The organism is Bradyrhizobium sp. 170 (assembly GCF_023101085.1).
Lineage (GTDB): Bacteria > Pseudomonadota > Alphaproteobacteria > Rhizobiales > Xanthobacteraceae > Bradyrhizobium.
On the sequence record NZ_CP064703.1, the window covers coordinates 9,007,466 to 9,022,245 of the forward strand.

The following is a 14,780-nucleotide window of genomic DNA, read 5'->3' on the forward strand; positions in this document are numbered from 1 at the left end:
ACCCTTGCCAAAAAGCGCATCGGATTCACCATCGCTCGCTCCCAGCCGCAAATTTGACCGCGACATGCAAATTCCGCCCGAGACCCAGGTCGTCATCGATTTCGACGACAACCGCGCCGCTTCCGCGCTCGTCGGCCCCTATGGGCAAAACCTGGCGCTGGTCGAACGGCGGCTCGGCGTCGTCGTCGATTCGCGCGGCAACCACATCACCATCGCCGGCTCCCGCGACGGCTGCGACGCCGCGCGGCGCGTGCTGGAGACGCTCTATGCACAGGCCTTGCAGGGACATGACCTCTCGCAGGGCGAAGTCGAAGGCGCGATCCGCGCCGTGCTCGCACAGGGCTCGCTGTTCGAGTTCGACGCCAAGGCCGCCAAGTCCTCGTTCGAGACCATCAATTTGCGCAAGCGCCCGGTGCGGGCGCGTACCGCCGCGCAGGATTCCTACATTCGCGCGTTAAAGCGCCACGAGATGGTCTTCGGCGTCGGCCCCGCCGGCACCGGCAAGACCTGGCTTGCGGTGGCGCATGCCGCGCAATTGTTCGAACGCAAGGAAGTCGATCGCATCATCCTGTCGAGGCCCGCGGTCGAGGCCGGCGAGCGGCTCGGCTTCCTGCCCGGCGACTTGCGGGAGAAGGTCGATCCTTACCTGAGGCCGATCTACGACGCGCTGTACGATTTGATGGATTCGCGCATCGTCGAGCGCGCGCTGCAGGCCGGCGAGATCGAGATCGCGCCGCTGGCGTTCATGCGCGGGCGGACGCTGACCAATGCCGTCATCATCCTGGACGAAGCGCAGAACACCACTTCGATGCAGATGAAGATGTTCCTGACGCGGCTCGGCGAGAACAGCCGCATGATCATCACCGGCGATCCATCGCAGGTCGACCTGCCGAACGGACAGGCCTCCGGGCTTGCCGAAGCGGTCAAGCTGCTCGACGGCGTCGAGGGCATTGCGCAGGTGAAATTCACCGCGGAAGACGTCATCCGCCATGAACTGGTGGCGCGGATCGTCGCCGCCTATGAGGGATTGCCGCAGAAACCGGCAACCGGAAAATCTTGACCCAACAATCTTCGGCCGTGGACCTGCTGCAGGCAGCTCCCGGCCGTAACCCGAACTCTGAAATGCAAAGCGCTGGAACGCCCGTGTCGTCCGCCCTTCCCCTTACCGAGGTTCTCGTCGTCGCCGAGTGCTGGCAGACGGAGCCGGAAGCCGAGGCGGTGATCCATCGCGCCATCCAGGCGGCGGCCGAAATCGCCGATGCCGATGTCGGCGAGGCCGAGCTCGCGGTCATGCTGACCGACGATGCCGGCATCCGCACGCTCAACAACAACTGGCGCGGCATCGACAAGCCGACCAACGTGCTGTCGTTTCCGGCGCTGCAGCCGACGGCGGGCGCACCTGCCGACGCGCCGCGCATGCTCGGCGATATCGCCATCGCCTATGAGACCACGCGGAAAGAGGCCGATGACGAGGAAAAGCCGTTCGATCACCATCTCAGCCATCTGGCGGTCCACGGCTTCCTGCATTTGATCGGATACGATCACGAGAAGGACGACGACGCCGAAGCCATGGAAGGTCTCGAACGGGAGATTCTCGCCCAACTCGGCATTCCGGATCCCTATGCGGATCGAGATCCGCATTCGGACCGGGAGCGGATGGACTGAAATGCCGGACTCCGACCCGATACAGGACAACCCACGCGACACCCCCAACCTGCCGGTGGTGGTGCAGGAAGGCGAGGTGCTGCGTCCGACCTCCGACAGCTGGCTGATGCGCGCGATCCGCACGCTGTTCGGCTGGAGGGCAGGATCGGTCCGCGCCGATCTCCAGGTCGTGCTCGACGCCTCCACCCCTGACGATGTCGGCTTCTCCGCCATCGAGCGCACCATGCTGCGCAACATCCTCGGCCTCAACGAGCGGCGGATCGCCGACGTGATGGTGCACCGCGCCGACATCGTCGCGGTCAAGCGGGATATTCCGCTCGGCGAACTAATGAGCCTGTTCGAAAGCGCGGCGCATTCGCGGCTCGTGGTCTACAACGAAACGCTCGACGACCCCGAAGGCATCGTTCACATCCGCGACCTCCTCGCGTTCATGACCGCGAAGGCGCGGATCGGCGATACCACCAAGCCGAAGCGCAAGAAGCCGTTCCCGGCGGGCCTCGACCTGCGCGCGGTCGACCTCGCATTGCCGCTGGCGGAGGCCAACATCATCCGCAAGCTCTTGTATGTGCCGCCGTCGATGCGGGCGATCGACCTGCTGGCGCAGATGCAGGCCTCGCGCATCCATCTGGCGCTGGTGGTCGACGAATATGGCGGCACCGACGGGCTGGTGTCGATCGAGGACATCGTCGAGCAGATCGTCGGCGAGATCGACGACGAGCACGACAGCGACGAGCCGCCGTCGATCATCCGGCAGGGCGACAATGCATTCATCGCCGACGCCCGCGCCAGCCTCGAGGATGCCCGCAAGATGATCGGCGAGGAATTCGTCACCGGCGAGGCCGGCGAAGAAGTCGAGACGCTGGGTGGCTATCTGGTGGCGCAGGTCGGCCGCCTGCCGGTGCGCGGCGAGGTGATTGCGGGCCCGGGCAATTTCGAGATCGAAGTGCTCGATGCCGATCCGCGGCGGGTCAAGCGGCTGCGGATCGGGATTCGGAAAGAACGCCCGGCGGCGCGCCCGACGCGCGAGCGAAGCCGCCGCGAGGCCGCGCCCGACACCACCACGCCGCCGACCAATGACAATACACCGCCGACCCCCGGCGATGGAGCCGGCTCGCAGTGATCCCAACCAGCAAATTCCGTATGGCGGGACTTTCGATCATCCTGGCCTGGGGCTGGAAGCGCGCGCTCATCGCGCTGGTCGCGGGCGCCTTGTCGGTGCTTGCGATGGCGCCGTTCAATGCCTGGCCGGTGCTGTTTGTGACCTTTCCGATCGTGGTCTGGCTGATCGACGGGGCGGCGGCCGGAAAACGGCGCGGCGTGCCGGCGGCGGCGATGTCGGGCTTCTGGTTCGGGCTCGGCTATTTCGTGCCCGGGCTTTACTGGACCGGCAACGCCTTTCTGGTCGATGCGCCGACGTTCGCCTGGCTGATGCCGTTCGCAGTGCTCGGCCTGCCGGCCTACCTTGCCTTATTCCCGGCGCTCGGCTTCGCGCTGGCGCGCCTGATCTGGACCCGGGATGCCTCGCGGGTGCTGGCGCTCGCGATCGGGCTCACGGTCAGTGAATGGCTGCGCGGCTATGTGCTGTCGGGCTTTCCCTGGAATGCCTTCGGCTACGCGCTGTCGGAGCCGCTGGCGCTGGCGCAGACGGCGTCGCTGATCGGGCTGTGGGGCATGACCTTCCTCAGCGTCGCGATCTTTGCCAGCCCGGCGGCGCTGATCGACGGGTCTTCGCGCGGCCGAAAGCCCTGGATCGCGCCGGTGGCGGCGCTATCGCTGCTGGTGGCGATGGGTGTCTACGGCGCCCTGCGGCTGTCGCTGCAGCCGACCGAGTTGACCAAGGTCAAGCTGCGCATCATGCAGCCGAACCTGCAGCAGGACGTCAAATTCAACTACGCCGCCAAGGCGGAGGTGATGCAGAAATACCTGGCGCTCTCCGACCGCGCTTCGGGACCGCAATCCACCGGCGTGCGCGACGTGCAGATCCTGATCTGGCCGGAATCGGCTTTCCCGTTCTTCCTGACGCGGGAGGCGGACGCGATGGCGCAGATCGCGGAGCTCTTGCCCAAGGGCACGGTGCTGATGACCGGCTCGGTGCGCGCCCCGGACGGATCGCCCGGCGCCCGCGTCAGCCGTGCCTACAACTCGATATATGTGATCGACCATGACGGTGGCGTGCTGTCGGTCTACGACAAGCTGCATCTGGTGCCGTTCGGCGAATATTTGCCGTTTCAGGAGTGGATGGAAAAGCTCGGTTTCGTGCAACTGACAAAGGTGCATGGCGGCTTCATTCCGGGCACGCAACGCCGCACGATGGAGATACCGAATGCGCCGCGCGCGCTACCGATGATTTGTTACGAAGCGATTTTTCCCGGAAATGTGGCAGCGCGTGACGACCGCCCCGGCTGGATCGTCAACCTGACCAATGACGGCTGGTTCGGAAATTCGACGGGCCCCTACCAGCACCTGCAGCAGGCACGGCTGCGTGCGATCGAAGAAGGGCTGCCGATGGTGCGCGCTGCCAACACCGGCATCTCCGCCGTCATCGATCCGTCGGGGCGGATTGTCGCACGGCTCGGCCTCGGTATCGAAGGCGTCCTGGATGCGAACCTGCCGTCGTCGCTGCCGCCGACGATTTATGCTCGTCTTGGAGATATCCCGGCTGCCATGATCGTGGCCGCCGCCCTGCTGGTCATCGTCAGGCGCCGTGCTGCAAAGCACGCTGCCTGATGTTTACGCGCCGCAGGTTGTTGCTGGTTTACTAAAAAACGCTTTCTGCGCGGTTCCACCAGTTGACAGACAGCCTGCGATTCGCTTTCTGCGGTTGCAAGCCAAGAACAACAACCAGTCACTTCATTGCTCAGATCGTCCCGCAATTCTACCCGATCCTTCGAGCAGGATATGACGGTCACGGCGCGCTGAGGCACAGTCCTTCCACTGCCTCATTCCCGGCGCGCGATCTCAGGAGCGATGCAGATGTCCACCAAAGCGCCCAATCCGGTTGACAAATATGTCGGCAGCCGCGTCCGGATGCGCCGCATCATGCTGGGCATGAGCCAGGAAAAACTGGGCGAAGCGCTCGGCCTCACTTTCCAGCAGGTTCAGAAATACGAGAAAGGCACCAACCGGGTCGGCGCCAGCCGCCTGCAGCAGATCTCCGAGATATTGCAGGTACCTGTGTCGTTTCTGTTCGATGGCGGGCCGAGCGGCGCGGTGAATGGCAACGGCTTCGGCGAAGGCGCCTCCCCGGCCTATGTGTCCGATTTCCTCGCTACATCAGAGGGTCTCGCGCTGACGCGCGCGTTCACGCGCATCGGCGATTCCAAAATGCGGCGCTCGATCGTCGAGCTGGTCGAGCAGATCGCGGCGCGCGACGGCCCCGACCCGCGCTGATTTTCATCCGCACCGGTTTGAGAATTTCGTATTCTGGAATATGCCATCATTTCCCGGTGCGAAATTGCGCATCTTGGAATGACGCTGTATCGGATACGACATGACGACAGCCAATCCCTTCGATGCCACGCCGATCCTCGAGGGCATCCGCCGCTGGGTCGAGATCGAGACCCCGACCGAAGCCCCCGAGCAGGTCAACAAGCTCGCCGACCTCGTCGCGCAAGGCTATCGCGGCCTGCCCGCCACCGTGGAGCGGATCGCCGGGCACTCCGGCTGCGGCGATCATCTGGCGGCGCGCTCGTCTTGGGGGCAAGACGCACCGGGAATCCTGGTGCTGAGCCATCTCGATACGGTGCATCCGCGTGGATTCATCGAGCGCCTACCGTTCCGGATCGATGGCGACAGTGCCTTCGGCCCGGGCATCTACGACATGAAGGGCGGCGCCTACCTCGCCTATCATGCGTTTCGGCAAGTTTGCGCCGACGGCGCGCGGCCGCCGCTCGGCATCACCCAGCTCTATGTCTCCGATGAGGAGATCGGCAGCCCGACCTCGCGCACGCTGATCGAGGCCGAGGGGAAAAAGGCGAAATATGTGCTGGTCACCGAACCGGCGCGCGACGGCGGCAAGATCGTGACGGGGCGCAAGGGCGTCGGGCGCTTTGAGGTCTTCATCAAGGGCGTGCCCTCGCATGCCGGCACCAGGCCCGAGGACGGCCGCAGCGCCATCCGCGAACTCGGCAATGTCATTCAAACGCTGGAGGCAATGAACGATCTGGCGCGCGGCATCACCGTCAATGTCGGCGTCGTCAGAGGCGGCACAAAGCCGAATGTGGTCGCAGAGGAGGCCTATGCCGAGGTCGATTTGCGCGTGCCGACGATATCGGATTCCGACGAACTCACGGCGAAAATCCTCAACCTGAAATCACGTACCGAGGGCGTCACCGTCAAGGTGATCGGCGAGTTGAACCGCCCTCCTTACGAGAAGAGCAATGCCGGCGCCGCGCTCTACGAGCATGCCAGGACGATTGCGGCGGAGATCGGTTTTGATCTGGTCGATACGTCGACCGGCGGCGGCTCCGACGGCAATTTCACCGCGCCGCATACCGCAACGCTGGACGGGCTCGGCGTCGACGGCCAGGGCGCGCATACCCATTACGAGCAGATGTACATCTCCTCGATCGAGCCGAGGGCGCGGCTGTTGTACCAGCTGTACCAGACGCTGCGATGATATCAGCACCGCGTGATACCGCCGACCGCGACGCGCCGCCTGATGATGGCGCGTCGGCACATGCGCACGGCTCGTTCTTCGGCCGCCGCAAGGGTCACAAGCTCCGCATCCATCAGGCCGACCTGATCGACAATCTGCTGCCGCATCTGGCGCTCGACATCACAGCGCCCGCGCCGGCGCGTCTCGCCGATCTCTTCGAAGGCGAGATCGAGGACGTCAGGCTCGAAATCGGATTCGGCGGCGGCGAACATCTGATCGCGGAGGCGCAAGCCTTTCCCAACATCGGATTCATCGGCTGCGAGCCCTATGTCAACGGCATGGCCAAAATCCTGACGCAGATCGAGGCACACCACATCGGCAACATTCGCCTCTATGCCGGCGACGCCGCGGAATTGCTGGCCTGGGCGCCGGCGCAATCGCTGGCGCGGATCGACCTGATCCATCCTGATCCCTGGCCGAAGCGGCGGCACTGGAAGCGGCGCTTCGTGCAGGACGCTACCGTCAACGCAATGGCGCGCATCCTGAAAGACGGCGGCGAATTTCGCTTCGTCAGCGACATCGACGATTACTGCGCCTGGACGCTGGCGCATCTGATGCGCAGCCCCGATTTTCTCTGGACCGCCGAACGCGCCATTGACTGGCAAAAGCCGTGGGATGCCTACACCATGACGCGCTACGGCCGCAAAGCCGAACGCGAGGGACGTGTCGCGGCGTATCTGCGGTTTCGGCGGGTCGGGTAATCCGTCATTCCGGGGCGTGCGCAGCACGAGCTACGATGTGCAATTGCACATCAGAGAATCCATCAGGCGGCATTCTCAAGCAGAGAAATGGATTCCGGGTTCGCGACTTCGTCGCGCCCCAGAATGACGGAGAGAGGTCAGTCCTTCGCTGCCTCCTCCATCATCGCCTTCTTCGCGTCCGTCGCTTCCCACACCATGCGCTTGCCACGTTCACGGCCCAGCAACTCGATCGGATGGCAATTCACTCACACTGTCATTGCCTGCGACAAACGTGAAGCGTTTGCGCAAGGGAGCAACGCGACGAAGCAATCCATCGCTCGGCAAGCGGGGAGATGGATTGCTTCGCTTCGCTCGCAATGACGGAGAGGGCCGGAGGCCGGATTACCGCGTCTTCCAGAACGCGACGACGCGCTGGGCGGTCGAGGGCATCAGGCGAACGTAATTGACCCGCGCGCTTTCGATGTCGGCGGGGGATGCTGTTCGGTTCGGACCTAGCCGAAGCAGGATCAGCGCGCGCACGGTCGCCCATTCGATATCGATGGATTTCCCGGCGATCAGGATCGGATCGTAGCGATCGCCGCTGATCAGGCCGTCGAGGGTTTCGATCTTGACGCCGGTCATCGCCGACAGCGCGGCGACCGACTCCTCGTATTTGAAGGCCCTTGCAAAATTGAGCAATGCGCCTTCGCCGAGCATGCCTTCGCGATGGAGCTTCAGCACGGTGCGCTGCGCAGGCATAAAGTCGCGCCGCTCCTCGCGTTCGGACGGGCCGGTGATGGCAGTCATCGCCTGCTTGATGTCGGCCTGCCGTTCGGGCTTGACGACCTGGAACAGGCGGCGGCGGACGACGTCGATGGAGCCGGAGAGCAGCTCCTTCAAATGGTCAGACGACAGATCGTCGCGCTGGCCGAGCCTGATCGTCAGCACGCCATCCTGGCCGGCGCGCTTGATCAGCGTCGAATAGCTGTCCGACGAGAAGGCTGCGCCCGCATTGCCGGCGGCACGCCTGACGACGTCGCGTTCGCCGCGGGCGACGATGATTTCGGTGAGATCGGTTGAAAGCGTCGGCCGTTCCGCCATCGCCAGTAGGTGACCCTGGCCCTTAACGGACGCGATTTCGATCAGCATCTTTTCGTCGATGAGCGGCGAGCGGCGCAGCAGCGGGCCTGCGATGGAAATTTCATCGTCATGGGCGAGCTGACCGACCAAACCACGCGGCGCGTTCGCCAGCATCGACAAGCGCTCGGCCAGTTCGGCGCGCTCGGCAAGCTCGGCATGGGGGACGAGACTGGTCAGGACACCGTCGAACAGATCGACATGATCGGAGCGGAAGCTCGCAGCACCCTGCAGGAAAAGCTCGCTGATGCGGCGCGCGGCATCGGCGCGGCGCTTGGGGTCGCCACGACTGACAATGTCGTCGAGTTCCGGGATCAGCGATGGTGAAATTATCATAAACCCACTCAAACGGGCCTGAATTGGCTGGTTTTCGGGAAATCTAGGCAGGGTTCGTGAATGAACGGTTAGACTTTGCTTCCGCTCGCAAAGCTTGGCAAAATCGGACTTAACGGGATCGCGGGCCTTGTCGGATTGCGCAAAAAGCGCTATATCCGCGGCAACTTATGGTTCTCATACGATCGCGTATTGAGAGTGGGCCCCCCGGGACCCGCTCTTTTTTATTACCTGAACGAGCCCGGCCCAGAAGGGCCTTAAAGGCGCGGTTCGGGGAACCGGCCGGACCGCCGGTTAAGGCCCGGCCTAAACCCATGCAAGTAAGACACTTTTGACCCTGGACATGACCGATCCAACTGCTGGTTCCGTGGATGCCGACCTCTTGGCCGAGCCCCGTCTCGTCGTCGAGCCGGGCGCGGCCGCGCGGGTATCGGCGGTGGCCGGCCCGGTTTTGCAGGGAATGGGCTATCGGCTGGTCCGGATCAAGATTTCAGGCGAGGCCGGCTGCACCGTCCAGATCATGGCCGAGCGGCCTGATGGTACGATGCAGATCGAGGATTGCGAGGCGATCTCGCGGGCGCTGTCGCCGGTGCTCGACGTCGCCGACCCGATCGACCGCGCCTACCGGCTTGAGATATCCTCGCCGGGCATCGATCGCCCGCTGGTGCGCCGCTCCGATTTCGAGCGCTACGCCGGTCATCTCGTGAAGGTCGAGATGGCTGTCGCCCATGAAGGCCGCAAGCGTTTTCGCGGGCTCCTCGCAGGCTGCGAAGGCGATGCCGTGCGGCTACATCGGGATGACACACGCGCGGGCGAAGATGCCGACGTGCTGCTGGTGATGGAAGACATCTCCGACGCGCGGCTGGTTCTGACCGACGAACTGATTGCGGAATCGATGCGGCGCGGCAAGGCCGCCGAGCGCGAAATGAAGCAGAATCTCGGGCTGGCGCCGCCGCCTCCGCCGCACGCAAAGAAGAGCGATCCGGCCAGGAGCAACAAACCGAAGCCTAAGCCCGGCAAGAAGCCGGAGCCCAAAAAGCCCGAGCCGACCAATACCAAGAAACACCGCCTTGCCGCAGAAAGACTGCGCCGAGGCGACCTCGATCCTACCGAAGGAGACTAGGCCATGGCCGTCAGTGCCAACAAACTCGAACTGCTGCAGATCGCAGACGCGGTCGCCCGCGAAAAGTCGATCGACCGCGGGATCGTGATTGCTGCGATGGAAGACGCCATCGCCAAGGCGGCCCGCGCCCGTTACGGCAGCGAGACCGACGTTCACGCCGAGATCGACGCCAAGAAGGGTGAGCTGCGGCTGTCGCGCCACATGCTGGTCGTCGAGCAGGTCGAAAACTCCTCGAACCAGATTTCGCTGGCGGACGCGCAGCGCGCCAATCCGGGCGCCCAGGTCGGCGACACCATCGCCGACACCCTGCCGCCGCTGGAATATGGCCGCATCGCCGCGCAATCCGCCAAGCAGGTGATCGTGCAGAAGGTGCGCGAGGCCGAGCGCGACCGGCAATACCAGGAATTCAAGGACCGCATCGGCGATATCGTCAACGGCGTCGTCAAGCGCGTCGAGTATGGCAGCGTGATCGTCGATCTCGGCCGCGGCGAAGCCATCATCCGCCGCGACGAAATGCTGCCGCGCGAGGTGTTCCGCAACGGCGACCGCGTCCGCGCCTACATCTTCGATGTCCGCCGCGAAACCCGCGGACCGCAGATCTTCCTCTCCCGCACCCATCCGCAATTCATGGCAAAGCTGTTCGCGCAGGAAGTGCCGGAAATCTATGACGGCATCGTCGAGATCAAGGCGGTGGCCCGCGATCCCGGCTCGCGCGCGAAAATCGGCGTGATTTCAAGGGATTCTTCGGTGGATCCGGTCGGCGCCTGCGTCGGCATGCGCGGCTCGCGCGTGCAGGCGGTGGTGAACGAACTGCAGGGCGAGAAGATCGACATCATTCCGTGGTCGCCCGACATCGCGACCTTCGTCGTCAACGCGCTGGCGCCTGCCGAAGTCGCCAAGGTCGTGATCGACGAGGACCGCGAGCGGATCGAGGTCGTGGTTCCCGACACCAACAACCAGCTGTCGCTGGCGATCGGCCGCCGCGGCCAGAACGTGCGCCTCGCCTCGCAGCTCACCGGCTGGGATATCGATATCCTCACCGAGCAGGAAGAATCCGAGCGCCGCCAGGCCGATTTCGAGAACTCCACGCGGGTGTTCATGGAAGCGCTGAATGTCGACGAGGTGGTCGGCCAGTTGCTGGCGTCTGAAGGCTTTACTTCGGTCGAGGAACTCGCGCTGGTCGACGTCAAGGAACTGGCCGGGATCGAAGGCTTCGACGAGGAAACCGCCAACGAGCTGCAGAGCCGGGCCAAGGAATATCTGGAACAGCTCGAAACGGAGCTGGAAAACAAGCGTAAGGAGCTCGGCGTGGATGATGCTTTGAAGACGGTGCCCGGCGTGACCTCGAAGATGCTGGTCAAGTTCGGCGAGAACGATATCAAGTCGGTCGAGGATCTGGCGGGCTGTGCGACCGACGATCTGGTCGGCTGGACCGAGCGCAAGGAAGGCGGCGAGCCGACCAAGTACCCGGGCATTCTCGACGCCAACGAAATCTCGCGCGACGATGCCGAACGCATGATCATGCAGGCCCGCGTCATTGCCGGCTGGATCACCGAAGCGGAACTCGCCAAGCAATCCGAGGCGACCGAGACCACCGAAGACCAGACGGCGTAATGCGGGTGTTCCGCAAAACCGAAAACCTTTTCTGCGCGCAGACCGTGCGCAGATGACCGGAGCCACTAAACAGGCATGCTCGCTTTGGCTGACCCCGATCTCGACAATGGGCCGCGGACCGACAAGTCCGCGACCATGCGGATGTGCGCGGTCAGCCGCGAGGTCCGCCCGATCGACGAGCTGATCCGGTTCGTGGTCGCCCCGTCGGGCGAAGTCATCCCCGATTTGAAGCGCAAGCTGCCCGGCCGCGGCCTTTGGGTCCAGGCCTCGCGCCGGACCGTTGCGGAAGCGGTGCGGCGTCACCAATTTAAGCGAGGGTTCAAGCGCGACGTTCGGGTCGCTACGACCCTTCCCGCCGATACCGAGGCGCTGCTGGAACGAAGCTGCACCGAGGCGCTGGCCATGGCGGCCAAGGCCGGCCAGGTCATTTCCGGCTTTGCCAAGGTCGAGGGCCTGCTCGAACAGGGCAGGGCCGGCGCCCTGATTCACGCTTCCGACGGCGCGGCCGACGGAATCCGTAAATTGGACGCTATCGCCGGGCAAAGGACCGGAAATATCGGTGAATCGCGCGGTTTACCGATCGTTACCGCTTTAACCTCGGCACAATTGGATTTGGCACTGGGGCGGTCAAATGTGATACATGCTGCGCTGCTCGCGGGCCCGGCGAGCAAAACGTTCCTGTCGCGCTGCCAGATCCTGGTTCGATACCGGATGGACGACGACGACAAGACCGGGGATGGCGGCCAGAAATTCTGACTGACGAAGATTGGTTCCGAAGCCTTGCTTCAATGAATGTGCGGATACGCACACCGTAACGAGATTAGGACTGCTGAATGGTTGATACCAAAACGCCTGGCGACAAGACTCTGAGTGTCCCGACCAAGACCTTGACGCTGAAGCCGCGGGTCGAGACGGGCACCGTGCGCCAGAGCTTCAGCCATGGCCGGACCAAGCAGGTCGTGGTCGAAAAGCGTGGCAAGCGCCGCGTTGGCGGCGACGCGCCCGCCACCGAAACGCATGCGCCCGAGCCGGCCGTCGCCAAGCCGGCGCCTGCCAAGGCCCCCCTCTCCCGCCCCGCGGCAGCCCCCGGCGCACCGCGCAGCGGTTCCGGCGTGGTGCTTCGGACGCTGACGGAAGACGAGCGTTCCGCCCGCGCCAGCGCGCTGGCCGACGCCAAGGTGCGCGAAGTCGAGGAACGGCGGCTGGCCGAGGAAGAAGCCAAGCGCCGCGCCAGCCGTGAAGGCATCGAACAGGCCGAACGCGAGGCCGCCGAAGCCCGCCGCAAGGCCGAGGAAGAACGGCACCGGCTGGAAGAGGAAGCCAAGCGCAAGGCCGAAGTCGAGGCCAAGAAGCGATTTGGCGAGGCCGAGGCCAAGACCGCGACGGCAACGCCGACAACCGCTGCCGCGCGACCCGCCACGGCGGCCCGCCCGGCGGCTGGAGCCCGTCCGGCTGTCGTGCCGCCCGCGCGCGCCCCGGGCGTTGCTGCCGATGGTTCCGATGAAGACGAAGGTCCGCGCCAGATCCGCCGCGGCCCCGGCGGCGCCATGCGCCCCGTCACGCCCCCCAAGACCACCCACAAGCCGGCACCGCAAAAGGAACGCGGCCGCTTGACGCTGGTCACCGCGCTCAACGCCGACGATGTCCGTGAGCGGTCGATCGCCTCGTTCCGCCGCCGCACCCAGCGCCTGAAGGGACACGCCGCGAACGAGCCGAAGGAAAAGCTCATCCGCGAGGTGACGATCCCGGAAGCGATCACGATCCAGGAACTCGCCAACCGCATGTCGGAACGCGCGGTCGACGTCATCCGCATGCTGATGAAGCAGGGCGCGATGCACAAGATCACCGACGTGATCGACGCCGACACCGCGCAACTGATCGCCGAGGAATTGGGCCATTCCGTCAAGCGCGTCGCCGCGTCCGACGTCGAAGAGGGCCTGTTCGACGTCGTCGACGATTCCACCGATACCGAGCCGCGCTCGCCGGTCGTCACCGTGATGGGCCATGTCGACCACGGCAAGACCTCGCTGCTCGACGCGCTTCGCCACGCCAACGTGGTGTCGGGCGAAGCCGGCGGCATCACCCAGCATATCGGCGCTTATCAGGTGACCTCGCCGGAAAGCGGCAAGAAGATCACCTTCATCGATACGCCCGGCCATGCCGCGTTCACCGCGATGCGCGCGCGCGGCGCCAAGGTCACCGATATCGTGATCCTGGTGGTCGCGGCCGATGACGGCGTCATGCCGCAGACGATCGAGGCGATCAACCACGCCAAGGCGGCGAAGGTTCCGATGATCGTCGCGATCAACAAGATCGACAAGCCGGACGCCAGGGCGGAGCGCGTGCGCACCGAACTGCTGCAGCACGAGGTTCAGGTCGAATCGTTCGGCGGCGAAGTCGTCGACGTCGAGGTATCAGCCAAGAACAAGACCAATCTCGACAAGCTGCTCGAGATGATCGCGCTGCAGGCCGAACTGCTCGACCTCAAGACCAATTCGGAACGTCCGGCCGAAGGCACCGTGATCGAAGCCAAGCTCGATCGCGGCCGTGGTCCGGTGGCCACCGTGCTGGTTCAGCGCGGCACGCTCAAGGTCGGCGACATCATCGTGGCCGGCGCCGAAATGGGCCGCGTCCGCGCGCTGATTTCGGACCAGGGCGAGAACCTCGACGAGGCCGGACCTTCGGTGCCGGTCGAAGTGCTGGGCTTCAACGGCCCGCCGGAAGCCGGCGACCGTCTCGCCGTGGTCGAGAACGAAGCCCGCGCCCGCCAGGTCACGAGCTATCGCGCCCACCAGAAGCGCGAGAACGCCGCCGCCTCGATTTCCGGCATGCGCGGCTCGCTCGAGCAGATGATGTCGCAGCTCAAGACCGCGGGCCGCAAGGAATTCCCGCTGATCGTGAAAGCCGACGTGCAGGGCTCGCTCGAAGCCATTCTGGGTTCGCTGGAAAAGCTCGGCACCGACGAAGTCGCAGCCCGCATCCTGCACGCGGGCGTCGGCGGCATCTCCGAATCCGACGTCACGCTGGCGGAAGGTTTCAACGCCGCGATCATCGGCTTCTCGGTGCGCGCCAACAAGGAGGCCGCGGCCGCCGCCAAGCGCAACGGCATCGAAATCCGCTACTACAACATCATCTACGATCTCGTCGACGACATCAAAAAGGCGATGTCCGGCCTGCTCGCGCCGACGCTGCGCGAAACCATGCTGGGCAATGCGCAGATCCTGGAAGTGTTCAACATTTCCAAGGTCGGCAAGGTCGCTGGCTGCCGCGTCACCGACGGCACCGTGGAACGCGGCGCCAATGTACGCCTGATCCGCGACAACGTCGTCGTGCATGAAGGCAAGCTTTCGACGCTGAAGCGCTTCAAGGACGAAGTAAAGGAAGTGCAGTCCGGCCAGGAATGCGGCATGGCGTTCGAGAATTACGGCGACATGCGTCCCGGCGACGTGATCGAGTGTTACCGCGTGGAGACCATCCAGCGCTCTCTGTAAGTCCAAACCTTACGAAGAGCCTCGGATTTTATTGACTGAGAATGTGGCGTTACGGCCGGACTAGTTCCGGCCATCCACGC

Annotated in this window: 12 protein-coding genes; 11 read left to right on the plus strand and 1 reads right to left on the minus strand. The window is 64.4% G+C overall.

Going from position 1 to position 14,780, the window contains the following annotated elements:
* The first annotated feature begins 4 nt into the window (after nt 1-4).
* The 7 genes from IVB05_RS42470 (at nt 5) to trmB (ending at nt 7,023) form a co-directional block, all read left to right on the plus strand.
* Nucleotides 5-1,060: a PhoH family protein gene (locus IVB05_RS42470; RefSeq protein WP_247782124.1), complete on the plus strand. Its 1,056-nt coding sequence runs from the start codon at nt 5-7 to the stop codon at nt 1,058-1,060.
* A 62-nt stretch (nt 1,061-1,122) separates the two neighbouring features.
* The gene (gene ybeY / locus IVB05_RS42475; protein WP_247782125.1) at nt 1,123-1,665 is read left to right on the plus strand and encodes an rRNA maturation RNase YbeY; all 543 of its coding nucleotides are present in this window, start codon (nt 1,123-1,125) and stop codon (nt 1,663-1,665) included.
* A 1-nt stretch (nt 1,666) separates the two neighbouring features.
* Nucleotides 1,667-2,785 carry a hemolysin family protein gene (locus tag IVB05_RS42480; RefSeq protein ID WP_247782126.1) on the plus strand — a complete coding sequence of 373 codons (1,119 nt, stop codon included), beginning with the start codon at nt 1,667-1,669 and terminating at the stop codon, nt 2,783-2,785.
* A gap of 20 nt (nt 2,786-2,805) precedes the next feature.
* A complete protein-coding gene (gene lnt / locus IVB05_RS42485) occupies nt 2,806-4,392 on the plus strand; it encodes an apolipoprotein N-acyltransferase (protein ID WP_247782127.1) in 1,587 nt (528 codons plus the stop codon).
* A gap of 246 nt (nt 4,393-4,638) precedes the next feature.
* Nucleotides 4,639-5,055, plus strand: a complete 417-nt coding sequence (locus IVB05_RS42490) for a helix-turn-helix domain-containing protein (RefSeq protein WP_247782128.1) — start codon at nt 4,639-4,641, stop codon at nt 5,053-5,055.
* Between the two features lie 100 nt (nt 5,056-5,155).
* Nucleotides 5,156-6,283, plus strand: coding sequence for a M20 family metallopeptidase (locus IVB05_RS42495; RefSeq protein ID WP_247782129.1), 1,128 nt, complete (start codon nt 5,156-5,158; stop codon nt 6,281-6,283).
* Nucleotides 6,280-7,023 (plus strand): tRNA (guanosine(46)-N7)-methyltransferase TrmB, encoded by a 744-nt coding sequence (gene trmB, locus IVB05_RS42500; RefSeq protein ID WP_247782130.1) that lies wholly within the window; start codon nt 6,280-6,282, stop codon nt 7,021-7,023. Before IVB05_RS42495 ends, trmB begins: the two co-directional genes overlap by 4 nt.
* 381 nt (nt 7,024-7,404) lie before the next feature.
* Here trmB and IVB05_RS42505 read toward each other — a convergent pair whose 3' ends face one another.
* Nucleotides 7,405-8,475, minus strand: coding sequence for a DUF2336 domain-containing protein (locus tag IVB05_RS42505; RefSeq protein WP_247782131.1), 1,071 nt, complete (start codon nt 8,473-8,475; stop codon nt 7,405-7,407).
* A 340-nt stretch (nt 8,476-8,815) separates the two neighbouring features.
* Here IVB05_RS42505 and rimP point away from each other — a divergent pair, with 340 nt between their 5' ends.
* From rimP to infB, 4 genes are all read left to right on the plus strand, one after another.
* A complete protein-coding gene (gene rimP, locus IVB05_RS42510) occupies nt 8,816-9,595 on the plus strand; it encodes a ribosome maturation factor RimP (protein ID WP_247782132.1) in 780 nt (259 codons plus the stop codon).
* 3 nt (nt 9,596-9,598) lie between these two features.
* Nucleotides 9,599-11,209, plus strand: coding sequence for a transcription termination factor NusA (nusA, locus tag IVB05_RS42515; protein ID WP_247782133.1), 1,611 nt, complete (start codon nt 9,599-9,601; stop codon nt 11,207-11,209).
* Between the two features lie 75 nt (nt 11,210-11,284).
* A complete protein-coding gene (locus IVB05_RS42520; protein WP_247782134.1) occupies nt 11,285-11,965 on the plus strand; it encodes an RNA-binding protein in 681 nt (226 codons plus the stop codon).
* A gap of 77 nt (nt 11,966-12,042) precedes the next feature.
* On the plus strand, nt 12,043-14,700 hold the full coding sequence (infB, locus tag IVB05_RS42525; protein WP_247782135.1) for a translation initiation factor IF-2: 2,658 nt from the start codon (nt 12,043-12,045) through the stop codon (nt 14,698-14,700).
* Nucleotides 14,701-14,780: the final 80 nt, after the last annotated feature.

Coding starts and splice junctions, on each gene's coding strand:
- ybeY (WP_247782125.1), top strand. CDS start 1,123: ATGCAAAGCGCTGGAACGCCCGTGTCGTCCGCCCTTCCCCTTACCGAG.
- IVB05_RS42480 (WP_247782126.1), top strand. CDS start 1,667: ATGCCGGACTCCGACCCGATACAGGACAACCCACGCGACACCCCCAAC.
- lnt (WP_247782127.1), top strand. CDS start 2,806: ATGGCGGGACTTTCGATCATCCTGGCCTGGGGCTGGAAGCGCGCGCTC.
- IVB05_RS42490 (WP_247782128.1), top strand. CDS start 4,639: ATGTCCACCAAAGCGCCCAATCCGGTTGACAAATATGTCGGCAGCCGC.
- IVB05_RS42495 (WP_247782129.1), top strand. CDS start 5,156: ATGACGACAGCCAATCCCTTCGATGCCACGCCGATCCTCGAGGGCATC.
- trmB (WP_247782130.1), top strand. CDS start 6,280: ATGATATCAGCACCGCGTGATACCGCCGACCGCGACGCGCCGCCTGAT.
- IVB05_RS42505 (WP_247782131.1), bottom strand. CDS start 8,475: ATGATAATTTCACCATCGCTGATCCCGGAACTCGACGACATTGTCAGT.
- rimP (WP_247782132.1), top strand. CDS start 8,816: ATGACCGATCCAACTGCTGGTTCCGTGGATGCCGACCTCTTGGCCGAG.
- nusA (WP_247782133.1), top strand. CDS start 9,599: ATGGCCGTCAGTGCCAACAAACTCGAACTGCTGCAGATCGCAGACGCG.
- IVB05_RS42520 (WP_247782134.1), top strand. CDS start 11,285: ATGCTCGCTTTGGCTGACCCCGATCTCGACAATGGGCCGCGGACCGAC.
- infB (WP_247782135.1), top strand. CDS start 12,043: ATGGTTGATACCAAAACGCCTGGCGACAAGACTCTGAGTGTCCCGACC.